This is a genomic window from Klebsiella sp. 7-CIP_Kleb., assembly GCF_050378655.1.
GTDB classification, from domain to species: Bacteria; Pseudomonadota; Gammaproteobacteria; order Enterobacterales; family Enterobacteriaceae; genus Klebsiella; species Klebsiella quasipneumoniae.
Map to the genome: position 1 here is coordinate 1 of NZ_JBNRLJ010000016.1, position 20,090 is coordinate 20,090.

At 52.6% G+C, this 20,090-nt stretch carries 30 protein-coding genes and 1 tRNA gene; 29 read left to right on the plus strand and 2 right to left on the minus strand.

Going from position 1 to position 20,090, the window contains the following annotated elements:
- The 5 genes from ACQUTI_RS25190 to ACQUTI_RS25210 all read left to right on the plus strand — a co-directional run.
- Positions 1–196, plus strand: a 196-nt coding sequence (locus ACQUTI_RS25190; protein WP_428923409.1) for an antitermination protein, incomplete at its 5' end; no start/stop codon positions are given.
- A gap of 144 nt (positions 197–340) precedes the next feature.
- Positions 341–426, plus strand: a tRNA-Ser gene (locus tag ACQUTI_RS25195).
- A gap of 22 nt (positions 427–448) precedes the next feature.
- Entirely contained in the window at positions 449–1,261 is an 813-nt protein-coding gene (locus tag ACQUTI_RS25200; RefSeq protein WP_428923410.1) for a hypothetical protein, read from the plus strand.
- A 221-nt stretch (positions 1,262–1,482) separates the two neighbouring features.
- The gene (locus ACQUTI_RS25205) at positions 1,483–2,328 is read left to right on the plus strand and encodes a TAXI family TRAP transporter solute-binding subunit (protein WP_170826749.1); all 846 of its coding nucleotides are present in this window, start codon (positions 1,483–1,485) and stop codon (positions 2,326–2,328) included.
- A gap of 2 nt (positions 2,329–2,330) precedes the next feature.
- Entirely contained in the window at positions 2,331–2,480 is a 150-nt protein-coding gene (locus ACQUTI_RS25210; protein WP_428923411.1) for a hypothetical protein, read from the plus strand.
- Positions 2,481–2,517: 37 nt separating this feature from the next.
- On the opposite strand, the gene ACQUTI_RS25215 is transcribed toward ACQUTI_RS25210, so the two are convergent.
- Positions 2,518–2,670 (minus strand): small membrane protein, encoded by a 153-nt coding sequence (locus tag ACQUTI_RS25215; RefSeq protein WP_350502026.1) that lies wholly within the window; start codon positions 2,668–2,670, stop codon positions 2,518–2,520.
- 678 nt (positions 2,671–3,348) lie between these two features.
- On the opposite strand from ACQUTI_RS25215, the gene ACQUTI_RS25220 reads away from it, so the two are divergent.
- The 8 genes from ACQUTI_RS25220 to ACQUTI_RS25255 all read left to right on the plus strand — a co-directional run bounded on the left by ACQUTI_RS25220 (position 3,349) and on the right by ACQUTI_RS25255 (position 6,263).
- The gene (locus ACQUTI_RS25220) at positions 3,349–3,618 is read left to right on the plus strand and encodes an HP1 family phage holin (RefSeq protein WP_012542609.1); all 270 of its coding nucleotides are present in this window, start codon (positions 3,349–3,351) and stop codon (positions 3,616–3,618) included.
- Positions 3,596–4,093, plus strand: a complete 498-nt coding sequence (locus ACQUTI_RS25225; protein WP_428923418.1) for a lysozyme — start codon at positions 3,596–3,598, stop codon at positions 4,091–4,093. The genes ACQUTI_RS25220 and ACQUTI_RS25225 overlap by 23 nt, the downstream gene beginning before the upstream one ends.
- Positions 4,090–4,479: a DUF2570 domain-containing protein gene (locus ACQUTI_RS25230; RefSeq protein WP_200497848.1), complete on the plus strand. Its 390-nt coding sequence runs from the start codon at positions 4,090–4,092 to the stop codon at positions 4,477–4,479. The genes ACQUTI_RS25225 and ACQUTI_RS25230 overlap by 4 nt, the downstream gene beginning before the upstream one ends.
- Positions 4,367–4,621, plus strand: coding sequence for an Rz1-like lysis system protein LysC (lysC, locus tag ACQUTI_RS25235; RefSeq protein WP_077270182.1), 255 nt, complete (start codon positions 4,367–4,369; stop codon positions 4,619–4,621). Before ACQUTI_RS25230 ends, lysC begins: the two co-directional genes overlap by 113 nt.
- Before the next feature lie 34 nt (positions 4,622–4,655).
- The gene (locus ACQUTI_RS25240; protein ID WP_070544634.1) at positions 4,656–5,045 is read left to right on the plus strand and encodes a hypothetical protein; all 390 of its coding nucleotides are present in this window, start codon (positions 4,656–4,658) and stop codon (positions 5,043–5,045) included.
- 205 nt (positions 5,046–5,250) lie between these two features.
- Complete coding sequence (locus ACQUTI_RS25245; RefSeq protein ID WP_159174252.1) at positions 5,251–5,421, plus strand: hypothetical protein; 171 nt, start codon at positions 5,251–5,253, stop codon at positions 5,419–5,421.
- Between the two features lie 27 nt (positions 5,422–5,448).
- Positions 5,449–6,087: a hypothetical protein gene (locus ACQUTI_RS25250; RefSeq protein ID WP_428923412.1), complete on the plus strand. Its 639-nt coding sequence runs from the start codon at positions 5,449–5,451 to the stop codon at positions 6,085–6,087.
- A gap of 32 nt (positions 6,088–6,119) precedes the next feature.
- A complete protein-coding gene (locus ACQUTI_RS25255) occupies positions 6,120–6,263 on the plus strand; it encodes a hypothetical protein (RefSeq protein ID WP_175285067.1) in 144 nt (47 codons plus the stop codon).
- On the opposite strand, the gene ghoS is transcribed toward ACQUTI_RS25255, so the two are convergent.
- Positions 6,260–6,544: a type V toxin-antitoxin system endoribonuclease antitoxin GhoS gene (gene ghoS / locus ACQUTI_RS25260; RefSeq protein ID WP_065800244.1), complete on the minus strand. Its 285-nt coding sequence runs from the start codon at positions 6,542–6,544 to the stop codon at positions 6,260–6,262. The two genes, ACQUTI_RS25255 and ghoS, sit on opposite strands and share 4 nt — an antisense overlap.
- Positions 6,545–6,868: 324 nt before the next feature.
- Between ghoS and ACQUTI_RS25265 the strand changes: the two genes are divergently transcribed.
- From ACQUTI_RS25265 to ACQUTI_RS25340, 16 genes are all read left to right on the plus strand, one after another.
- A complete protein-coding gene (locus ACQUTI_RS25265) occupies positions 6,869–7,432 on the plus strand; it encodes a hypothetical protein (RefSeq protein WP_058836975.1) in 564 nt (187 codons plus the stop codon).
- A complete protein-coding gene (locus ACQUTI_RS25270; protein WP_135725423.1) occupies positions 7,374–9,500 on the plus strand; it encodes a phage terminase large subunit family protein in 2,127 nt (708 codons plus the stop codon). The genes ACQUTI_RS25265 and ACQUTI_RS25270 overlap by 59 nt, the downstream gene beginning before the upstream one ends.
- An 8-nt stretch (positions 9,501–9,508) precedes the next feature.
- The gene (gene gpW, locus ACQUTI_RS25275) at positions 9,509–9,772 is read left to right on the plus strand and encodes a gpW family head-tail joining protein (RefSeq protein ID WP_000483310.1); all 264 of its coding nucleotides are present in this window, start codon (positions 9,509–9,511) and stop codon (positions 9,770–9,772) included.
- Positions 9,772–11,406: a phage portal protein gene (locus ACQUTI_RS25280; protein ID WP_053290026.1), complete on the plus strand. Its 1,635-nt coding sequence runs from the start codon at positions 9,772–9,774 to the stop codon at positions 11,404–11,406. Before gpW ends, ACQUTI_RS25280 begins: the two co-directional genes overlap by 1 nt.
- On the plus strand, positions 11,403–12,269 hold the full coding sequence (locus ACQUTI_RS25285; protein ID WP_021543305.1) for a S49 family peptidase: 867 nt from the start codon (positions 11,403–11,405) through the stop codon (positions 12,267–12,269). Before ACQUTI_RS25280 ends, ACQUTI_RS25285 begins: the two co-directional genes overlap by 4 nt.
- A 1-nt stretch (position 12,270) precedes the next feature.
- Positions 12,271–12,858, plus strand: coding sequence for a hypothetical protein (locus ACQUTI_RS25290; RefSeq protein ID WP_080934948.1), 588 nt, complete (start codon positions 12,271–12,273; stop codon positions 12,856–12,858).
- Positions 12,858–13,265 (plus strand): head decoration protein, encoded by a 408-nt coding sequence (locus ACQUTI_RS25295; RefSeq protein WP_428923413.1) that lies wholly within the window; start codon positions 12,858–12,860, stop codon positions 13,263–13,265. The genes ACQUTI_RS25290 and ACQUTI_RS25295 overlap by 1 nt, the downstream gene beginning before the upstream one ends.
- 98 nt (positions 13,266–13,363) lie before the next feature.
- The gene (locus ACQUTI_RS25300; protein ID WP_021543308.1) at positions 13,364–14,413 is read left to right on the plus strand and encodes a major capsid protein; all 1,050 of its coding nucleotides are present in this window, start codon (positions 13,364–13,366) and stop codon (positions 14,411–14,413) included.
- A 1-nt stretch (position 14,414) separates the two neighbouring features.
- A complete protein-coding gene (locus tag ACQUTI_RS25305; RefSeq protein ID WP_065800238.1) occupies positions 14,415–14,795 on the plus strand; it encodes a hypothetical protein in 381 nt (126 codons plus the stop codon).
- Positions 14,796–14,799: 4 nt separating this feature from the next.
- The gene (locus ACQUTI_RS25310) at positions 14,800–15,159 is read left to right on the plus strand and encodes a head-tail joining protein (RefSeq protein WP_032708389.1); all 360 of its coding nucleotides are present in this window, start codon (positions 14,800–14,802) and stop codon (positions 15,157–15,159) included.
- Positions 15,156–15,701 (plus strand): ATP-binding protein, encoded by a 546-nt coding sequence (locus ACQUTI_RS25315; protein WP_065800237.1) that lies wholly within the window; start codon positions 15,156–15,158, stop codon positions 15,699–15,701. Before ACQUTI_RS25310 ends, ACQUTI_RS25315 begins: the two co-directional genes overlap by 4 nt.
- A gap of 2 nt (positions 15,702–15,703) precedes the next feature.
- Positions 15,704–15,889, plus strand: coding sequence for a DUF2635 domain-containing protein (locus tag ACQUTI_RS25320; protein WP_053290022.1), 186 nt, complete (start codon positions 15,704–15,706; stop codon positions 15,887–15,889).
- Entirely contained in the window at positions 15,886–17,397 is a 1,512-nt protein-coding gene (locus ACQUTI_RS25325) for a phage tail sheath subtilisin-like domain-containing protein (protein WP_428923414.1), read from the plus strand. Before ACQUTI_RS25320 ends, ACQUTI_RS25325 begins: the two co-directional genes overlap by 4 nt.
- A gap of 3 nt (positions 17,398–17,400) precedes the next feature.
- The gene (locus tag ACQUTI_RS25330; RefSeq protein WP_040210562.1) at positions 17,401–17,772 is read left to right on the plus strand and encodes a phage tail tube protein; all 372 of its coding nucleotides are present in this window, start codon (positions 17,401–17,403) and stop codon (positions 17,770–17,772) included.
- Position 17,773: 1 nt separating this feature from the next.
- Positions 17,774–18,052, plus strand: coding sequence for a phage tail assembly protein (locus tag ACQUTI_RS25335; protein ID WP_040210560.1), 279 nt, complete (start codon positions 17,774–17,776; stop codon positions 18,050–18,052).
- A 141-nt stretch (positions 18,053–18,193) separates the two neighbouring features.
- On the plus strand, positions 18,194–20,047 hold the full coding sequence (locus ACQUTI_RS25340; protein WP_065800235.1) for a hypothetical protein: 1,854 nt from the start codon (positions 18,194–18,196) through the stop codon (positions 20,045–20,047).
- Positions 20,048–20,090: the final 43 nt, after the last annotated feature.

Sequence of the window (20,090 nt, forward strand, 5' to 3'; positions counted from 1 at the left end):
TGAACGCTGCTCTGGTAATGGCTTCTCTGTTGTACCCTCTGCGACGGTACACCGCGCCATTCTGAAGCGTCTCCCGGATCTCCATCAGTCTTCGTGGTCACGCAACTGGAAACCGTTCTATGAGGGGCTGGTGGATATGCTTCACAAAGGAGAGAGACAAGCCGCAGCAGAATTTGAGAAGGCTACCAGTTATTAATGTGATCGAAACAGATGGCTGCAATTTTTTGAACGTTAGTGTTGACTTTGCATAAAGTTGTCCTGTATGCTTTCAATCGTGGCATATAGCGCCTGAACGAAACCAATCATCAAAACCCTGCTTCGGCGGGGTTTTTTCGTTTCTGGAAGATGCCGCTCAGTGGTGGGCGAACCGGTTTGAACCCGGTGGTGCTGGTAACGGTAGGGGTTCGACTCCTCCATCTTCCGCCATATCCCTCCATCTAGGGGCCTGATGTATCTCATTAGCGGGCCTTCAGGTAAAATCAAAAAAAAATCTCAGGATGCGAGTGAGGTCGAAATGTCAGATTTGCCCGATGACTATTTTCTGGATGCTGATGATGAGCTCGTGGATTTTCTGGAAAAGCAGGGAGAGGATTGTATTCGTGAGATCACGCAGTCGAATTCCCTGAACAAAGAAAATGGCTATAAACTGCTTAGCATCCTCATTGTTGGCATTGGCTCCTCGTTTCTCCTTCTGACGCAAAAAGATCATCCTGATTTTTTAAATGCTGGCGTGGCTATTTTTACTCTGTACTGGACGTTATGCGCCGTTTATTTGGTTTTAAGGGTGTTATCCGTTCAGACGCGGGCATTAATTTCAACCTCTCCTGACGTACTCTATACTAGGGTGTACAAGACCATAACCGGGAGTGACTATGAGACTCTGCGAGCCAATGGTTATATCGGTGGAGATAGTGCTTTATCGGTGATGAGACGCTATAGATTGAAAAATCTTTGTCAGACGGCAAGCGAACTTCAGGAAGCAAATATACAACTCAGAACCAGACTAACCAGAGTAAGGCTGGCATCAATCCTTACTCCGGCTTTATCCATTACCGTTTCGGCACTGGTGTATTTTTCTTGTGAGATTCTGGAGAGAATCACCAATTGTCGGGGCAGAATCACCAGTTATTGTCCGTCCCATCGAAAAATCCCTTGGTGGAGGTGGAGGCGCTTTGGTATCCGACTTATTTTGGGTTGTTGGCTGAGGCTTATTTTCACTGATTGGTTTATTAGACTCACTCATGTAATTCTCCATGTTTGATGTGGTTACTTCTGGCGATCTGACCATACCAAATGTAGAGATATGCTGCTATAGGGCTGCAACCATTCACAGGCTGCGAACTTGCGTGGCCTTTTTTTATCCGCGCCACGCCCGGCGCATAAAAGCTGCAGAGCTTTTCGGGGTGAGCCTTTGGAATGGTCGTGTGACTGTTCTGCAGGGCGACCACTCCGGGCGAAGGCTCACCTCAAAAGGATAGTCACATGAAAAAAGTCATCATGGCCGCTATTGCGGTCGCTTCGCTGTGCCTGAGTAACGCCGCTTCGGCTGCGGATGTCGTTATCACTACGGGTCAACAGGGCCTGACCTATAACGCGGTGTACGGCGTTAATCTCGCCAGCGCACTCAGCGAGTATGGTTACAGCTCGACGGTGATCCCCAGTAAAGGCTCTCTGGACAATCTCGACAAGGTCGCCAGTGGTACCGCCCAGATCGGTTTCACTCAGGCTGATGCTTTCCAGTTCTGGCGCAGCCGCCACAGCAACGAAGCGCAGAAGGTGGACATCATCGGCGAGCTGGCTGATGAATGCGTTTTTGTCGCGGTGAAGAAGGGCGGCAAGGTCAGCGATGAAGGTGATTTAAAGGCAGGTGTGAAAATCGCGGTCGGTGAGCCCTCCAGCGGATCGTATGCATCCTGGCAATATCTGCAGGGGCTGGAAAAGGATTACGCCAAAGTAGAGACCTATGCCAAAGGCGGTGTGCGCTCGCTGGCGAAAGTCACCACTGGCGAGTATGACGCCTTCCTTTGGGTATCTGCGCCGGACCGGTCGAATAAGTTTCTGGAGGCGGTTAATCAGGAAGGCAGCGGCCTGACGATGATCGATATGAACGGCTGGCACGTTGACGATAAATTGCCGAACGGGAAGCCGGTGTACGAGATGAAAAAGGCGGTTACCGAATCCGGCTGGCTGAGTGATTCGAAGGTGAAGGTTCCCTGCACTAAGACGCTGGTGGTCGCCAATACCGATGCCGGTGATGACATGCTGGAAACGGCCTCGACTGTCCTGCTGAAAAACCTGAGCCGGGTACTCGGCACCAACGGTAAGTAATCATGCTGCGCAGGCTGTGTTTCTGGGCGCTGTTTGTCGTTCTACTGTTCGTAGCCTGGCGGGTGGCTGGCATGCTGATGGATCTGGTTCTGCTGGTGGTTATCGTCGGGGCGCTGGAGGTGTGCTGGCCAATCAGAATAAAAAGAGGCTGACGGGCTCAGCCTCTTTAAGATAAAGATCAGCGCATGATCAATACCGCTTCTTAAAAGTATTTTTAAGCTTTTTCCTGTCCTTGGTGTAAGAAACGAAAGAAAGTACAGCGACTATAAAAAGAACTACCGCCAGTGCTAAAATGAGTAAATTTGCCATGCAGGTGTAACCCCTTGAAATGTATGTGGACATTTTTGTTTTTTTGTGGGGAGGATTCTATGGTGAGGGTAAGAAAAATCCTAATCAATAGTTTTGGTAAATTTATAATTTTAGATGATTTTTTATTGTTGTTATTGAAATTATATTTCATGCATTGATTATGCATAATCCGACTGATTATTGAATCTTAAGGAAGAAGTTAGCGCACTGGTATCGCAGCATGTTGACTAAGTGAATGTTGCATAGCTAATGCATGCGCGTGGTGAATCCCCCTATGCGGAGGGGCGTAACCTCAGCTACCGGAGATAAGCTTCCACCCTTTTCTGATTAGCATGGTTAATGCGAGTTAAGGTGTTTAACCAAAGACTCACCGGGAGGCACCCGGCACCACAGCCAATATAAAAATGATGATAGCCGGAAGGCCCACTCGGTGGGCCTTTTCTTTGGGCGAAAAAAAGCCCGCTTAGAGATGGTTAAATCAGCGGGCGCATTAAGATGACATGCAAAAGTTGGACACCTGATGGTTCAGCTCAGGTAGCGCGATAATATCACTGCTTTTAAAGAAGTAAATCCGAATCACAGGGCTGCCAACAGGCGGCTCTTTCTGTTTTGGTCGCCAGAACGTCACTCACTTTGTGCTTTGTCGTAAATTCATCTGGTGGCCATTCCCCACTTCACACAGCGCCATCCGTCATCAACGGAGGTGAGGTTATGACAAAAATGAGCACCATTTACAGCAGACTTTCATACGGCACCGGGACCGCACTGACGGGCTGCGGTGTCTCAGCAAAGGCGTATGCCGGGGCAGTTAAGGCAGAGGTATGGATTTTGGCCGACAAAATAGCGGGGATGACCCTGAGTGACTGGGCAATTATTGTCGGTATCGCCTGCACCATTACCACCTGTGGGGTGAACTGGTACTACCGGCGGAAAGAACGCGAGGATCGGCTCAATGGCTATGACACCAAAACTGAGGAATAGCGTTATCGCTGCCGTCGGTGGTGGCGCCATAGCCATTGCCTCTGCGCTAATCGCTGGCCCAACCGGGAGCGATGGTCTTGAAGGTGTGCGATACAACCCCTATCAGGATGTGGTAGGCGTCTGGACTGTCTGCTATGGCCACACAGGCAAAGACATCATGCTCGGCAAGAAGTACACCGAGGCCGAATGCCGCGCCCTTCTCAGTAAAGACCTGAACGCCGTCGCTCGCCAGATTAACCCTTACATCCAGAAGCCGATCCCCGAGACAATGCGCGGGGCTCTGTACTCGTTCGCGTATAACGTTGGCGCTGGCAACTTCCAGACCTCCACACTGCTGCGCAAAATCAACCAGGGCGACCAGAAAGGTGCGTGCGACCAGCTGCGCCGCTGGACTTACGCCAAGGGCAAGCAGTGGAAAGGCCTGGTAACTCGCCGCGAGATTGAGCGCGAAGTTTGTCTCTGGAGTCAAAAATGAGCCGGTTAACCGCCATTATCAGCGCCATTGTGATCTGCCTGATGGTTTGCCTTGGGTGGCTGGTAATGCATTACCACAACGCTGCTTCTGAGCAGAAAACCCGAGCCGATAATGCAGAGCAACAGGCAAACGCAGCCCAGACCATCACATCCAACGTTCTGACCACCATGACCATCTTCAACACCATCGTCGAGGCCAATCAGCATGCAAAAGAGCAGATCGCACTGGACGCATCGGGAGCCTCGGCTGATATCCGGGTTGCTGTTGCGAATGATGATTGCACTAATCGCCCTGTGCCTGCTGGCGCAGTTAAGCGGTTGCAACAATTCGCGAACGGTCTACGTCAAAGTGCCGGTGGTCCCGTTACCGGCCATCCTGACGGCTGACACCCCGCAACCGGAAATCCCCGACAATCTGACGTGGGGCCAGAGCCTTGATTTAAACGTCAGTCTGCTATCAGCGCTGGGCCAGTGCAACCGGGATAAAGCGGATATCAGGCAGGCAGAGAAAAAACGAGCCTCGCAATAGCGGGGTTTTTTATTACCAGAAGCAGGAGAAGAAAATGTTTACCGTTAAGCAGATTATTAACAACGCAACCTCATTGTATGAGGCAAAAGAAATCACCGTTGCTCGTCCTGGCTCTGAGCAATGGCGTCAGGCTTTTGCTCTTGCTGATGAACTGGAGGTTATGGCGCCTGACATCATTGAGCATATCCCAATGTCCTATGAGGACCAAGATATGACGAAACCAGTTGGCGATGAGCATCAACTAATGGTCGAGCGTACTGGAGCAAACCGGGCTGATTGCATTGCCATTATTTGTTCAGGAATTCCTTCACCAGCTTTCCCTGACATTCCTGAGCTTGGTGGTGTTGGATACCAGTTCCTTTATAAGGGCGATCAGATTTACATCACCAACAGCCACGGTTCGACCATTGAAACCGTGAAGTAGGGTATTACAGAGCCACCTTACGAGATGGCTCGATAATGCTTACCCGACAAGAAGCATAGATCTGGTGTCGGCCAAAGAGGTGATCCACATCTTGACGGCTCGCAAAGACGAGAAGTGGCGGCGCAACTCTGAGAAGAAGTGGCAATGTTGCGATATAAATTTTGCGCGTGGCACCTGACAAAATTAACGGGAAGATAAGGGCGCGATGATGTTCTATTACATCTGGAATGGCTTATTGATTATCATCACCATAGGCTTACCTATTGTTTTGATGATCGCTTCAAACGGTGCTCAGCCTACTTTTATGTCCTGCCGCGAAATGCGTGCCCGCTATGGTACTCCTCAGGAGAAACCGAAAGACAATAATAGCGCCTGATAACTTCGCTTACTCTGGAACAAGCTTATGGCTACGATTAAGGATTTATCCCGGCAACTTCAGACGTTGCAGAAGCAAATCCCCTATGCCACAGCTAAGGCTATGACAGCCGTTGTTCGTCAGATTGCAGCAGCGCAAAAAGTAGCTTTGGGTCGGAAGCTGGAATCGCCAACCCCGTTCACGGTCAATGCAGTGGGTTCTTCAGGAGCCCGCAAGAACGATCTTCGCGCAAAGGTTTATGTGCGAGATATCGCAGCCGGGTACCTGGAGCCTTTCGAGTTTGGCGGCGATCATAAGCTGAACAGCTCGGCATTGCTTAACCCCAAAAACATCAAACTGAACAAATACGGCAACATGCCGCGAAATAAACTTTCGCAGTTGAAAGCAAAGTCGAACGTGTTTATTGGTGATGTGAACAATGTCAATGCAGTCTGGCAACGTCGCAAGCCAAAACCCCCGAAGAAGAAGAGGGCTAAGCGTTCTCCTAATGGCACACGCAGGCCTAAACCAAAACAGCGGCCACCTAAGCTGCTGGTGAGGTTTGGTGATGCGCTTCCTGTAACGCCAGTGCTGGGGTATATGGACCGTTCAAAAGCGATGGCAGAGGCTTTAATGCCTGCTGCCCTAAGCCGCGCTATCGCGGATGCGATCAGGACAGCAAAATAACCTATTCAATAAATTAGTGAGAGGGTACTGAAATGGATGAAAAAGAATTTAAAAATGTTATCGCGCTGCTGCTTGAGGATGTAATGCGTCTTCAGGAGTTAAAGCCAAATGCAGGCACTGAAGCCCGCATCTGGTTAGCAAAAAAGGCCCTGGATTCAGGTGACTATGAAGGCTAAGCCTTATCTAGATTTTTAACGTATCGGCCATCTGATTCTGTGACAAGGATTTTAGGGTTTTTCCTCACCTGACTTGCAACTGCCTCAGCAAGGTCAGCGACAGAAGATCTACTCCTTGTAGTGCTTTTGTAGTTGTATTCAGCACTTGGTAGATAGTAGGTATTTCCAGAGTCTGTGGTGACAGTCCGGGAAAATCCATTGGCCTCCATTAGTTCGTGAAGCTCATCGTAATCTGCATCTTTGGAATTGCGCAGTTCCACTCTTACTGTAAATGTTGCCATAGTTTTATCCTTGCTGGCTGTGTGAGAACTTTCAGCATATCACTGGGCTTGAATTGGTGAAAAGACGGGCAAGTCAGAGAGTAGATATACCCCTATGGGGTTGGGTCCTTCCAGAGACTTTTGTAAGGCACGGGCATTGCGCGCCGCAGTGTTTTCCTAGTTACAAATTTTTATTTTGTGTCCCATGTCCCACCTGATGAGATCGCCAGCCATGCCAGAGCCAGCGTGGATTATTCCATTTATTCCAGTGGGGCATTCATGTGGGACATTGCAAAAATGTCCCAGGTAAATGTCCCACCCCAAAAATGTCCCAGGTGATGTCCCATGTCCACGATGAACCAGAGTCAGTACGCGCAGCATTCAGGCGTTGACCGTAAAACTATTGGCCGCTGGATTAAAGCTGGTCGGTTTATCGTCATGGATGGCGACCTGATAGATGTTGAAGCGAGCGATGCTGCGCTGAAGAAAAACCGTGATGGAAAAGATCCGCGGGCATCAAACGCGAAGAAGAAAAAAGCCTCAGCACCCCGGAATGATGGCGACGATGAAATTGATGAAACCGTTCGCCAGATAATGCTTACAGAAGGTGCTGACCTTTCCAGGGAAGAGGCCGCGCGGATCCGTGAAAATTACATGGCCCTGCAGGCAAAGCTCCAGTATGAAAAAGACAGCGGCCAGACAATTGAATTGGCCATCGCCGAGGAGGTTCTGTTTAACGCCTTTCGCCAGCAGCGTGATGCATGGCTTAACTGGCCTTCACGCGTGGCACCATTGATGGCTGCCGATCTGAATGTGCCGGCGGACAGGATGACAGAGGTGCTGATTGAACATGTCCACAAACATATCTCAGTCCTCGGAGAACCAGAGTTTAACCCAGCAGAAGATTGAGCGTCTTCAACTGTGTGTCCGGAAAGGGTGGACACCGCCACCACGCATCAGCGTCCCGCAATGGGCTGATGACTACCGGAAGTTGGCGAAAGAAGCTGGCAGCACCTCCGGGAACTGGGAAACATCAACGGTTGAGATTGCACGCGGCCCGATGCTGGCCGCGACTGAATCGGGCGTCCACATTATTACCGTGATGTGCTGTACCCAGTTAATGAAAACAGCGCTGCTGGAAAATCTTTTCGGCTATTTCGCGCACCTCGATCCATGCCCGATTTTGCTCCTGCAGCCGAAGGAAGAGGCCGCCGAGCAGTTTTCCAAAGAACGCATCAGCCCGTTGGTTCGTGTGACGCCAGTTCTGCGTAACATCATCGGTGATTCAAAGCAAAAGAGTTCGAAAGAAACCATTCTGTATAAAGCCTTCACTGGCGGGTTTCTGGCGCTGGCTGGCGCCGGCAGCCCTGATAACCTTGCGCGCCGACCTATCCGTGTTCTGTTGGCGGATGAGGTGGATAAATACCCGATTACACGTGAAGGTGATCCCATTGCCCTGGCGGAAGAACGAACCGCAACATTTGGCCTTAACTGGCTTTCTGTGCGGGCCTGTTCGCCGACGGTTGAAGATGAAAGCCGGATTGCTGACAGTTACGAAGATTCAGATCAGCGGCGGGCCTCTGTAGTTTGCCCCCATTGCGGGCACCGACAGTTCCTTGATTTCTTCAAACATGTTCAATGGCCAAAAGAAGGTGATAAGCACCTGACCAAATCGGCCATGATCCATTGTGAATGTTGTGGTGCTGGCTGGTCAGAGGGTGAGCGTCTGCGGGCATTACAGACAATCCGCTGGCATCAGACCAAACCGTTTGAATGTTGTGGTTCCCGCCATTCACCATTAATGGAATACGACCAGAAATGGCATGAAGGCGATGAGGGAAGTGTTGATACTGTCTGGCGCTGGTCGGAGTCGGAACGGCATGCCGTATACCGGGCGATTTGCCCGGACTGTGGGGCTGAGGCGCTGGATAATCACCACGCCGGATACCAGGCGTCAAAGCTGTTTAGTCCCTGGCAGAAAGATAAGCCGTCGGACATTGCAAAGAAATACCTCGATGCGAAAGGGGATCCGGATAAGGAACAGGCCTGGTGGAACACCCAGATGGGGTTGCCCCACCGACCTAACCACGGGAAACAGCTCCCGGTTGATGTCCTGCTGGCGCGCCGTGAAGTCTTCCCGGCCGTCGTTCCTGATGGCGTGGCATTGTTAACTGCCGGCGTCGATACCCAGGATGACCGATTCGAAATCACGATCACTGGCTGGGGACGGGACGAGGAATCGTGGTCAGTTGCGCATGACGTCATTTATGGCGACCTGGAAACAGAGGAACCGTGGAAGCGCCTTGATGCGTATTTGAAACAGATATGGCGACGCGGTGACGGGCGAGGGCTGAATATTCTGGCTGCATGTATGGACTCCGGCGGTCACCACACGCAAAAGGTTTATGAGTTCTGCAAAGATCGCCTTGGGCGCCGCATCTGGGCTATCAAGGGGGAGTCTGCGCAGGGCGGTAAACGTAACCCCGTCTGGCCAACCAAGCGACCGACGTCGAAAAGTAAAGCCAGCTTCAGGCCAATTATTCTTGGCGTGAACTCTGCGAAAGATGTTGTCCGTGGTCGTCTGCATCTTGAACCGCCGGCTTTAGGTACTGCAGGTGCGGGTTATATGCACTTCCCGGATGATCGTGACCTCGGATATTTCAACCAGCTACTGGCAGAGCGACTGGTTTACAAAGTGGTGGCCGGACAGCGATTCAGTGTCTGGGAGCCCATTCCCGGCCGGGCGAACGAAGCGCTCGACTGTCTCGTATACAGCTATGCCGCGCTGTGTGGGCTGAAACATATGGGATTAAAACTCAATGTTCGGGCCGCTAACCTTCAGGCCGATCCCGATAAATTCCTGCCGGCGCCAGCCGAGCCAGAAGAAAAAATCAATTACGAATTACCGGGTGCCATCGTGGATGAGGCTATGGCTCCTGTTAAGCGTAAGAACATTTCTAAACTCCTGCCGCAATAAGGAAAACCATGTTTAACCGAAACACGAGCTTACTTGCTGGTGGGATGACTGATGAGCAGCTCAGAGACGCTCTGCAGAAAGCGCAGCAGGCTTATATCGATCTGACTACCGGCAGCCGTGGCGTCTCATTCTCCTATACGCAGGGTGATGGGACGCGCTCTGTCTCCTATCAGCAAAGCTCTCTCGCCGACCTGCTTGCGCTGATTCAGTTGCTGCAGGCGCAACTGGGAATTGTCGCCCGGCCACGGAAGCCAGTGAGGTTCAGATTCTGATGAATAAAGTGCAAATCCTTGGTCCTGACGGGAGACCTTATCAGGCACCAAAACCCAGCATGTTGACGGGCGGTAGCCGGGTGCCATATGACGCCGCGGATTCCTTCAGCGATCAACTGGCGAACTGGCAGCCCGCACTATGGTCACCGGATAACGAAATTAATATCTACCGTGACCGTATCGTTTCCCGTGCGCGCGATCTGGTCCGAAATGATGGATGGGCCAATGGTGCCATAACTCGCCTGCTTGATAATGCGGTCGGCGCCAATTTCCGTCCGATCATGAAGCCTGACTATCGTGTATTACGGATGATGACAGGTAATAAAAGTTTTGACGCAGTATGGGCGGAAGAGTACGGAAAAGCACTCGCTTCCCACTGGAGAACCTGGGCATACGACACAGGCCGTTATTGTGACGTTGAGCGCAAGCTAACCGTTCCACAAATGTTACGCCTGGCATTTCGCCACAAGCTGATAGATGGCGACGCCCTGATGGTGCTCCAGTATCGCACCGATCGCCTTGGACCAGGTAAGGGGCGTTATGCCACGACGGTGCAGGTTGTTGATCCCGACAGACTCAGCAACCCACAGCAGAATTTTGATATGCCCAATATCCGCGGCGGCGTTGAAATAGATGCTGATGGCGCACCTGTGGCATATCACATACGTGAAGCACATATCGGTGACTGGTGGAGTGGCGCCAAAACGATGACATGGCGGAGGATACCGCGGGAAACCGACTGGGGGCGCCCGCACGTTGTGCACGACTTTGACCATGAGCGTGGAGCTCAGCATCGGGGTAATGGCATTCTGACTCCAGTGGTGCAACGTCTGAAGATGCTGGTGAAGTACGACCAGAGCGAGCTGGAAGCGGCAATTCTGAATGCTATCTTCGCCGCGTATATTGAGTCTCCATACGATCCCGAAATGATCCAGTCCGCGCTGGGGGAAAACTTCGAGGAAGGGTTAGGGGCATATCAGGACGGCCGGGCTGAATTTCATAATGATCGTCGTTTAACGCTGCAGAATGGCGCCCGCATGCCAATCCTGTACCCCGGCGAGAAAATAACAACGGTCAATGCTGCCCGTCCGTACAGCAACTTTGAGGTTTTCGAGTCTGCAGTTCTGCGTAATTTCTCTTCCGGCACGGGGTTATCTCCGCAGCAGGTTACACAGGACTGGTCTGATGTGAATTACAGCTCTGCGCGTTCCTCCTTGCTGGAGGCATGGAAAACACTCACCCGCCGGCGCGATGATTTTGCTATGGGTACCGCGCAGCCTGTGCTGACAGCCTTTGTTGAAGAGGTCCACGATAACGAGGATTTGCCTCTTCCGTCGAATGCCCCCGATTTTGTTGAGGCCCGGGCAGCGTATTCCCGTGCGCGCTGGATGGGGCCGGGACGAGGATGGGTTGATCCGGTGGCAGAGAAAAAAGGCGCCATCCTCGGCCTCGATGCGGGCCTTTCCACTCTCGAAATTGAAGTGGGTGAAAACGTGGGTGAGGACTGGGAAGAGATACTTGATCAGCGCCAGCGGGAAATTGAGTCCTGCCTGAAGCGCGGACTTCCATTACCGAGCTGGGCGCAGGCGGACCAGTTCGCCAGCCAGACAATTACCGATCCGGAGGAAAAGTGAATCTACCTCATCTGGCCCAGCGCCTTTTTAATACACCGCTGGCGCTGCACCCAAGTAAAGCTGAAGTCATCATGGCATCCGTTATGGACCGGTTTGGCATCAGTAAAATCGAATCCTCTCTTGCCATGGATGATGACTGGTATGGATACGACGATAACCGGGGGCGGGAATCCCGTAGCGACCCGGGTTATGACAATGTGCTGGGCGTCGCTGTCATCCCGATATGTGGGACCCTGGTGCAGAAGCTGGGCAGCCTGCGTCCATACAGTGGCATGACAGGCTATGACGGCATTCGTCAGGCCTTCCTGACTGCGATGGAAGACCCCGATATTACGGGGATCTGCCTGGATATTGATTCGCCCGGTGGCGAGGTCGCCGGATGTTTCGACCTGGTCGATGTCATTTATGGCGCCCGGGGGAAAAAGCCCATCCATGCCATTCTGACGGAAAGCGCCTATTCCGCCGCCTATGCGATTGCCAGTGCGGCGGACCGGATTTCTGTTCCCCGAACCGGTGGTGTTGGTTCAGTTGGTGTGATCACTATGCACCTTGACTGGACCCAGCGGATAAAAGATGACGGCCTCAAAGTCACCATCATCACCTACGGTTCCCGTAAGGCTGAGGGGTCACCGCTGAGAGAACTGTCAGATGAAGCGCTGGCGGCTATTCAGCAGGACATCAACACCATGGGCGAATTGTTTGTGAATACCGTCGCCAGAAATCGGGGGATTAGCGCAAAGGTTATCAAAAGTACTCAGGCTGCCTGTTTTATGGCTGCTGATGGTGTGGAACTTGGACTGGCTGATGAGGTGTGTCCTCCTGATGCTGCGTTCAGAAACTTACTTGAAAAAACAGGAGCCTGAAATGGCGAAGAAAACATTTAGTTTTGCTCATCTTATTGGCCGTGGCGCGACTGCTTCCGAAGAGGAAGAAGACAAAAAGGCCAAAAAAGCGAAAGGCCGTCGCGCGGAAGAGGATGAGCGCGAAGATGATGCCGAGGACGATGAACGCGAAGATGACGCGGAAGACGACGAGCGTGATGATGACGCTGAAGATGACGGTGACGACCCGGATGCGGCGGAAGACGATGACGATTCCGAAGATGACGGCGACGATGACCGCAAAGAAAGCAAAGCGGTGAAAAATGCCCGCGCCGCCGAGCGTAAACGTTGCGCCCGTATCTTCGGCAGTAAGCACGCTGCGGCGAATCCGTCACTGGCCGCTTCACTCGCATTCAATACCGGGATGAGCTCTGCCGCCGCTATCAATGTTCTGGCATCCACGGCGCCAGCCTTGCAACCACAGGCAACGCGCGGGCGCTCTCTCGATCAGCGCATGCAGGAAAGCCATGATGTCCGTCTGAATCCGGATGGCGGCAAGAAAGAGAACGGTAAATCGGCACTGGTAAACCAGATGACCGGCCTCTACAACTCCATTAAAGGAGAGAAATAATGGATCAATTTGGTCAGAATGCCTTTGCACCTGGCATGAAGAGTTCAGTGTTTGTGCCGGATCAGTTAATTGCCGGTACGCTGCAACTGGTCACTGACACCGGCACGATCACCGGCGGTGTGTATAAGCGTGGCACTGTGCTTGGCATGATCACCGCCAGTGGCAAATATACAGCCAGTGTGAAAACCGCAACGGATGGTAGCGAGACGCCAACTGCCATTCTGGTTGATGATGTTGACGCTTCCACCCATGGCGATCAGTCCGGCGGCCTGTACCTGATGGGCGAGTTCAACCAGAATCATATTATTTTTGACGATTCCTGGACTGCGCAGGAACTGAAAACAGCACTACGCCCGCTGGCCATTTTCCTGAAAGACAGCGCCCAGGCACCTTTAACCACCTCCTGATTTATCCCTCATTTCTCCTGGCGAATGCTTTAACGGGCAGGCGCTGACCTATTTAAAATTTATGCCAGCGTCTAGCTGGCATTATCAAGAGACTGAATATGGAAAATATTTATGATACCAGTGTGCTGGTGCAGGTCGTTCCTAATCTGAAAACCAGTCAGAACTGGCTGCTTGATCGCTTCTTCCCGAACGTCGTGACTTATGAGACCGAAGAAGTAGCGATTGACGTGGATGTCGGCCTGCGTCGTATGGCGCCATTCGTCTCCCCGCTGGTGGAAGGTAAGCTGGTCGAGTCCCGTAAATACCAGACCAATACGTTCAAACCGGCGTACATCAAAGACAAGCGGGCGCCGGACCTGCGTAAACCTATCCGCCGCCAGATTGGTGAGCGTATTGGCGGTGAATATACCGCCGCAGAACGCGAAATGCTGAACCTGCAGTTTGAGATGACTGATCAGATTGACATGATCAACCGTCGTCTTGAATGGATGGCGGCCAGCGCGCTGGTGTCCGGTACCGTCACGGTTGCCGGGGAAGGCTATGAAACCAAAGTGGTGGATTTTGGGCGCTCTCCGGATTTGACTATCACTCTGAGTGGTTCAGATAAGTGGCCGTTGACGGTTGCCGCTGGTGCCACTAATACCCAGCCATCTGATGATATTGAAATCTGGCAGACGCTTTTCCTGAAAGAATCCGGTTCCGTCGCGACAGATCTGGTGTTCACAAGCAAGTCATGGCGTGCTTTCCGACTGGACACCACCATCAAAGATAACGCCATCACGTTCCCGGCGCTGAGCCCGTTTGGTAACCAGATTAACGCTGGTCCACAGGCGATGAAGGGCGCTATTTATAAAGGTCGCTGGGGTAACTTTGACCTCTGGTTATATAACGACTGGTTTATTGACCCACTTGATAATGTCGAGAAGCCGATGATCCCCGACGGCGCCGTTATTATGTCTGGCGCTGATCTGATGGGTACCCGCGCTTTTGGCGTTATCCTGGACCCGGCATTTAACTACGGTCCCCTGGCCTATGCGCCAAAATCCTGGGTGAAAGAAGATCCGGCCCAGCGTCTAATCCTGATGCAATCCTCCCCGCTGGTTATTCCGAGCCGGGTAAACGCATCCCTTTGTGCAACGGTGGTCTGATATGGCTAAAACAACCAAAACTGTACTGGGCGATGATCTGAATGCGGAAGGCGCCACCGAAGACGCCCTGAATATCGACGACCTGAATGCTGGTGGCAGCGTTCATGAGACCCAACAGCATGACGATAAACACGGCGAACCATCAGATGATGAGGATACCGCTGAAGAAGATGACCAGGAAGATGCCCCGGAGCCTGAGTTTGTGGTGCTGAAAGGGAATTGCATCCGCCATGACGGTGAGGTTTACCGGGAAAACTCCCTTATTCCGGTCTCCGGTAAGGATGCCGAGCGTCTGCTGGCAGCAGGTGTAATTGCCGATGTCCATGCTCTGCGACAGCGCGCATTATCTGCTGTGCGTGGTGTGAAAATCACAACGGAGTAAGCAGATGGGCGTGGACTGGGATTTACATCTTCTGAGTCCGCTCCATGGCGTGTTTGGCGATGAGCATGAGTACCGTCCCCGCAACGGTACTCCTTTTACGATTAACGGTATTTTTGACCGTGGCTATGCGCAGGTTGCAGAAAATCTTGATGGTGAATCAGAAATTAACACCTCCAGCCCGATGCTGGGTGTGCGTGATGCTGAATTTCGTCAATTGGGTAAACCGCAGCCTGCCGTATCTGACCGTGTGTTTATTAAAACGGTCGGGGGTCAGGTCATCAATCAGTTATTTGTTGTGTCCAACGTCGAACCGGACAGCCATGGCGGCTCGCGTCTCGTTCTCAATGTGGCGAAAACCCGATGAATGCTTCCGCAATACGACAAATGGTCGTGGCCGCGCTGAAAGATAAAACCGCCGCCGGCGATCGTGTGTATTCCCCGCGTGACTGGGCAACTTCGCCGGACTTGTACCCTGCATTGCTTGTTCAGACGCCATTTGATCACAAAAAGGCGCAGGGGCGAAATACCCCGGCCTTCACCTCTCTGACCACCGTTCGTATTACCGGCCGGGTTCAGGAGTATGACAGTGAAACCACTGATGATGGCGCCATGCGCGCGGAGGTTGCACTGGAGGAGCTCCGGGAACAGGTAGAAAGGGCGGTGATTAACAGCTACGAGTTGACCCGGAACATCCAGAAATATGCGGAGGTTCGCTCGACGATTGATGTTGATGCGGATGGCGAAGCGCATATGGGCCAGCTGCTTATCGAAATTGATATTGAGCACTATCAGGGACCGGAAGACTTTTATCCGGTCGATACGGTACCGCTGGCGGGGATCGACATCACCATTAACATGCCGGACGGTACGCCGCAGCCGGGCGTAAAAATAGACCTTCAGGAGTAATCATGTTTGTAAAACCGAAGGACGGGCTCAGCGTTCGCTGCCCTGTCAGGGGGGAGCCTTTGCCCAAAGATGGCGCGGAGGTACCTGATAATACGTTCTGGCACCGCCGCCTGAAGGATGGTGACGTCAGCCTGGTACCGGAAAAGGGCGTTAAAAACGCCGTAAAAAAAGAGGGCGTAACTAAATGACCGTTCCATTTTCGCGAGTTCCCGGCAATTTACGTGTGCCGCTTTTTTATGTGGAGTTTGATAACTCCATGGCCAACACGGCGACCGCTACACAGCGAACGCTGCTGATTGGTCAGATGCTGGCATCAGGCTCTGCACAGGAAAAAATCCCGGTAAAAGTCTCTTCTCCCAATGCGGTGGGTGAGCTTACCGGAAAAGGCTCAATGCTACATGGCATGATGACGGCGTATCAAAAAAACGATACTGCTGCGGAGGTCTGGATCCTTCCGCTGGCTGATGATGCGGATTCGATGGCAGTGGCAACAGGCAGTATCAAGGTTGCCACACAGGCGACAGAAACCGGCGTTATCTCTCTTTATATTGCTGGTGTTCGCGTACAACTGACCGTACTGGCGACTGACACTCCGGCTCAGATTGCCACTGCGCTGGTCGCGGCGATTACCCGTAAAACGGAACTGCCGGTGACCGCTGCTGTAAAAGCCGATGCCACAGATACCGTGACACTGACGGCCAAGAATGCCGGGTTACTGGGCAATGGTATTGATATCAGGCTGAATTATCTCGGTGTTCAGGGTGGTGAGGTGACGCCCGCAGGACTGACGCTGACCATCACGGGCATGGCCGGCGGCGCCGGTGCGCCGGATTTTGTTGATGCCCTGGGCAACCTGCAGGATAAGACCTTTGATTTTGTCATCAACCCTTATGATGACACCGCATCACTGGATGCCATCAGAGAATTTCTGAACGATGCAACCGGCCGCTGGGCATGGGATAAACAGCTTTATGGCCACGCTTTCACTACCACCAACGGCACTTACGCTGAGCTTGGCACCAAAGGGGAAACCCGTAATAACCAGCATGAGTCACTGCTTGGCGTGTATCGCTCACCGTCACCGCGTTATATCTGGGCGGCGGCACTGACTGGGGCCGCCGCACCCAGCCTGCGTAACGACCCCGGACGCCCGCTACAAAGTCTGCCTGTTTATGGCGTGCTGGCGCCGGATCTGGCGGATCGCTTTGAGCTGACAGAGCGCAACAACCTGCTGTACAGCGGCATCTCCACTTACACCGTAGGTGATGACGGGACGGTGATGATTGAAAACCTGATTACCACCTACCAGAAAAACAGCTATGGCGACGAAGACGACAGTTACCTGCAGGTGGAAACGCTGTTCAGCCTGATGTTTGTCACGCGATATCTCCGCTCTGCAGTCACCAGTAAATTTGGTCGCATGAAGCTGGCCGCGGACGGCACGCGTTTTGCGCCGGGGGCGGCGATTGTGACACCTAACATCATCAGGGCCGATCAGATTGCGGAATACCAGACGCTGGTCTTTAACGGCTATGCGCAGGACGCAGAGGCCTTTGCCAGAAACATTATTGTTGAGCAGAACAAAACGAACCCGAACCGCGTTGACGTACTGTGGCCGGGAACGCTTATGAACCAGTTGCGCATCTTCGCGTTGCTTAATCAGTTCCGCCTGCAGGCTGAGTCAACAGGAGCATAAATCATGGCAGGAGATACCACTAACCGCCTGGCGGGTACCGCTTATGTCACCGTCAATGGGGTGACTGTGATGGTGGAGGGTTCGTTTAAATACCAGTCAGCTACTGTCAATCGCACCACGCTGACAGGCATGGACGGAGTACATGGTTATAAAGAAAAACCGGTTGCCCCGTATATTTCAGCCCGTCTGCGTGACAGTGGCGGGACTAACGTGCTGGGGTTTAACGGTCAGACGAACGTCAACGTGATCGCCGAGCTGGCGAACGGAAAGACTATTATCGGTCGCGCACTCTGGACGGTTAACGTTCAGGAGGTGGAAAGCGAAGACGCAGTGTTTGATGTTCGCTGGGAAGGTCGGGACGTAACGGAGAACTAAGATGGCAGAACTTGAACGCACCAAAGTCATTCCTCTCATCAAGCCTCTTGTCGATGAGGCGCAAAAAACGCGCTATGAGCAACTGGAGCTGAAGGCACCGACGCTCAGCCAGGCAGAGCAGTTCTACGAAAAGCAGACATCGTCCACTTCTCTGGCGGCAATGCGTCTGCTGATCTCGCTGGTCACGGATACGCGGGAAAGTGTGCTTCAGCCGATGGATTTTATCGACTTCCGAAAATGCGAGGAGTTTTTGCTCGGTTTTTTGACCTGGAAGCCCTGACCGCCTGGCAGGAAACGGCCGCTGACGTCACATTTTATTTCCGCTGGACAGAAGACAGGGCGTGGGGCATGACCTATGCCCGTCTGAAGTGGTGGGTATCGCAGGCCACCCGTATCAATAAACTCAGGAATACCAAACCCGATGAGTAATTCTTTCGACTTTGAGCTGGTGGCCAGCGATCAGGCGACGGAAGCCATTGAGCGTATCAATGAGGCTATCCGTGATCTGGAGCCAAAGCTGGATAAAACCAAAGAGGGACTCCAGTTAGGAGGACAGGAGACCCTCGATGGACTGAACGGCTTTATATCCCGCTTCGAAAATCTGTCCAAAAATGCCCGTGATAACGTGCAGTATATCGGGGATATGGTGCCGCCGCTGAAGATGGTCGGTGAGCTCTCCGGTAAGCTGGCGTCGCTGGGCGTGGTCGGGGCGGCGGGATACGGGTTAAAACAGATTGCCTACGGTTTCCATGAGGCCTCAAGGGAAGCCTATAACCTCGATGTTGCCGCGAAAAATGCGGGTATGCGGGTGGAGGATTTTTCCAGACTGTCCGGCGCCATGCGGATACTGGGGGCTGATGGTGACAGTGCCAACGCTTCCATCGAGGGGATGGCTAAAAGCCTGAAGGAGGCCGCCAGCGGTGCCAACAGCCAGGTGCTTGGCGCATTGTCGCAGATTGGCGTTCAGATCCAGAAAAACAATGACGGCTCCGTTGATACGCTGAGAACGCTGGAGTCGATAGCGCGCGTTTTCCCGAGCCTGCGTCCTGACCAGCAGAAGTCGGTTTCCGATGCCCTCGGATTGACGCCGGAAATGCTGGCGCTGATGCGTGAAGGCGTACGGATGAAAGCATTGCTGGCTAAATCTGATGAACTTGGCCTGACGGTTGATCCGGAACTTAACCGGCAATTGTCCGAGGTTAACGGCACCATGAATGAGCTGGGCGCAGCATGGGATGGGCTGAAAAACCGTTCGAAAAACTCTCTGTTTAAGGGATTGCTTTCCGATGGTTCGGTGAAAGACGGTCTCGAAGGTGTGACCGACTTGTTCACGAATGGCGATTTCACCGGGCTGTCGCATGCGCTGGGGTTTATCAGTAGCAAGGATGCCGGGAAGCTACGCCGCATTCAGGGTGATAAAGCGCTGTATAACACTCTTTCCCGGCGTGAGCGCGGGGCGGTAGATGCCGGCTTTATGACGGATGCCGTCCGGAAACGCTACGACGCGCAATATGGCGCCAGTGACAGAGCTGAACAACTCCGTAATGATTTGTCTGTTATCCTGCCAGCAGGTGCAGCAGCTCCACGCGGGGAGGTGAATTACAGCCAGCCATCTAACCAGGCACTGGGCCTCAGAAATAATAACCCGGGCAATCTCCGGATAGCGCCTAATGCGACTGGGGTGAATCGTGGTTTCGTCACTTATGACAATAGCAACGACGGGTTGGCGGCAATGGCCAGGCAGCTGATGTTATATGGCGATCGTGGGAATAACACGCTGAACAGCATGATCCACACCTATGCGCCGCGGTCAGAAAATGACACTCAGTCCTATATCAATTCAGTCTCAGCCGCGACGGGATTTCAGCCCCAGCAGCGGATGGATCTGCATAACCCGGAAGTACTGAAATCTGTCATGGCAGCCATGATTCAGCATGAGAATGGCGCGCAGCCATATTCTGAAGATGAGATACAGGCTGCAATTCAAACGGCCATCAGTGACCCGCGTTGGTCAGGTCTTCGTGATAGTAGTGTACTCAGCCAGCAGAGACAGAATATCCTCGCGCCTCAGCCTGATACGTTTGACAGCTCTTCTATCCTGACAGCCTCCGGCAACGGGAGAGAGGCAGCCAGTGAAAACCTGACCCGGTCTCTCAAAGAGGCGATGGCCGATCAGAAAATGAAGCTGGAAATCACCCTGGTCAATGATAAGGGGGAGAAGAAAACCTATAACGTTGAGGATAACGGCAGAATAACAACCGCCATGAATTACTAACCCGTTTAAACCGCCGCCCTGGCGGTTTTTTTTATTCCGGAGG

Bases quoted from the DNA above. Each gene is read 5' to 3' on its own strand.
- ACQUTI_RS25200 (WP_428923410.1), top strand. From the start codon at position 449: ATGTATCTCATTAGCGGGCCTTCAGGTAAAATCAAAAAAAAATCTCAG.
- ACQUTI_RS25205 (WP_170826749.1), top strand. From the start codon at position 1,483: ATGAAAAAAGTCATCATGGCCGCTATTGCGGTCGCTTCGCTGTGCCTG.
- ACQUTI_RS25210 (WP_428923411.1), top strand. From the start codon at position 2,331: ATGCTGCGCAGGCTGTGTTTCTGGGCGCTGTTTGTCGTTCTACTGTTC.
- ACQUTI_RS25215 (WP_350502026.1), bottom strand. From the start codon at position 2,670: ATGTCCACATACATTTCAAGGGGTTACACCTGCATGGCAAATTTACTC.
- ACQUTI_RS25220 (WP_012542609.1), top strand. From the start codon at position 3,349: ATGACAAAAATGAGCACCATTTACAGCAGACTTTCATACGGCACCGGG.
- ACQUTI_RS25225 (WP_428923418.1), top strand. From the start codon at position 3,596: ATGACACCAAAACTGAGGAATAGCGTTATCGCTGCCGTCGGTGGTGGC.
- ACQUTI_RS25230 (WP_200497848.1), top strand. From the start codon at position 4,090: ATGAGCCGGTTAACCGCCATTATCAGCGCCATTGTGATCTGCCTGATG.
- lysC (WP_077270182.1), top strand. From the start codon at position 4,367: ATGATTGCACTAATCGCCCTGTGCCTGCTGGCGCAGTTAAGCGGTTGC.
- ACQUTI_RS25240 (WP_070544634.1), top strand. From the start codon at position 4,656: ATGTTTACCGTTAAGCAGATTATTAACAACGCAACCTCATTGTATGAG.
- ACQUTI_RS25245 (WP_159174252.1), top strand. From the start codon at position 5,251: ATGATGTTCTATTACATCTGGAATGGCTTATTGATTATCATCACCATA.
- ACQUTI_RS25250 (WP_428923412.1), top strand. From the start codon at position 5,449: ATGGCTACGATTAAGGATTTATCCCGGCAACTTCAGACGTTGCAGAAG.
- ACQUTI_RS25255 (WP_175285067.1), top strand. From the start codon at position 6,120: ATGGATGAAAAAGAATTTAAAAATGTTATCGCGCTGCTGCTTGAGGAT.
- ghoS (WP_065800244.1), bottom strand. From the start codon at position 6,544: ATGGCAACATTTACAGTAAGAGTGGAACTGCGCAATTCCAAAGATGCA.
- ACQUTI_RS25265 (WP_058836975.1), top strand. From the start codon at position 6,869: ATGTCCACGATGAACCAGAGTCAGTACGCGCAGCATTCAGGCGTTGAC.
- ACQUTI_RS25270 (WP_135725423.1), top strand. From the start codon at position 7,374: ATGTCCACAAACATATCTCAGTCCTCGGAGAACCAGAGTTTAACCCAG.
- gpW (WP_000483310.1), top strand. From the start codon at position 9,509: ATGTTTAACCGAAACACGAGCTTACTTGCTGGTGGGATGACTGATGAG.
- ACQUTI_RS25280 (WP_053290026.1), top strand. From the start codon at position 9,772: ATGAATAAAGTGCAAATCCTTGGTCCTGACGGGAGACCTTATCAGGCA.
- ACQUTI_RS25290 (WP_080934948.1), top strand. From the start codon at position 12,271: ATGGCGAAGAAAACATTTAGTTTTGCTCATCTTATTGGCCGTGGCGCG.
- ACQUTI_RS25295 (WP_428923413.1), top strand. From the start codon at position 12,858: ATGGATCAATTTGGTCAGAATGCCTTTGCACCTGGCATGAAGAGTTCA.
- ACQUTI_RS25300 (WP_021543308.1), top strand. From the start codon at position 13,364: ATGGAAAATATTTATGATACCAGTGTGCTGGTGCAGGTCGTTCCTAAT.
- ACQUTI_RS25305 (WP_065800238.1), top strand. From the start codon at position 14,415: ATGGCTAAAACAACCAAAACTGTACTGGGCGATGATCTGAATGCGGAA.
- ACQUTI_RS25310 (WP_032708389.1), top strand. From the start codon at position 14,800: ATGGGCGTGGACTGGGATTTACATCTTCTGAGTCCGCTCCATGGCGTG.
- ACQUTI_RS25315 (WP_065800237.1), top strand. From the start codon at position 15,156: ATGAATGCTTCCGCAATACGACAAATGGTCGTGGCCGCGCTGAAAGAT.
- ACQUTI_RS25320 (WP_053290022.1), top strand. From the start codon at position 15,704: ATGTTTGTAAAACCGAAGGACGGGCTCAGCGTTCGCTGCCCTGTCAGG.
- ACQUTI_RS25325 (WP_428923414.1), top strand. From the start codon at position 15,886: ATGACCGTTCCATTTTCGCGAGTTCCCGGCAATTTACGTGTGCCGCTT.
- ACQUTI_RS25330 (WP_040210562.1), top strand. From the start codon at position 17,401: ATGGCAGGAGATACCACTAACCGCCTGGCGGGTACCGCTTATGTCACC.
- ACQUTI_RS25335 (WP_040210560.1), top strand. From the start codon at position 17,774: ATGGCAGAACTTGAACGCACCAAAGTCATTCCTCTCATCAAGCCTCTT.
- ACQUTI_RS25340 (WP_065800235.1), top strand. From the start codon at position 18,194: ATGAGTAATTCTTTCGACTTTGAGCTGGTGGCCAGCGATCAGGCGACG.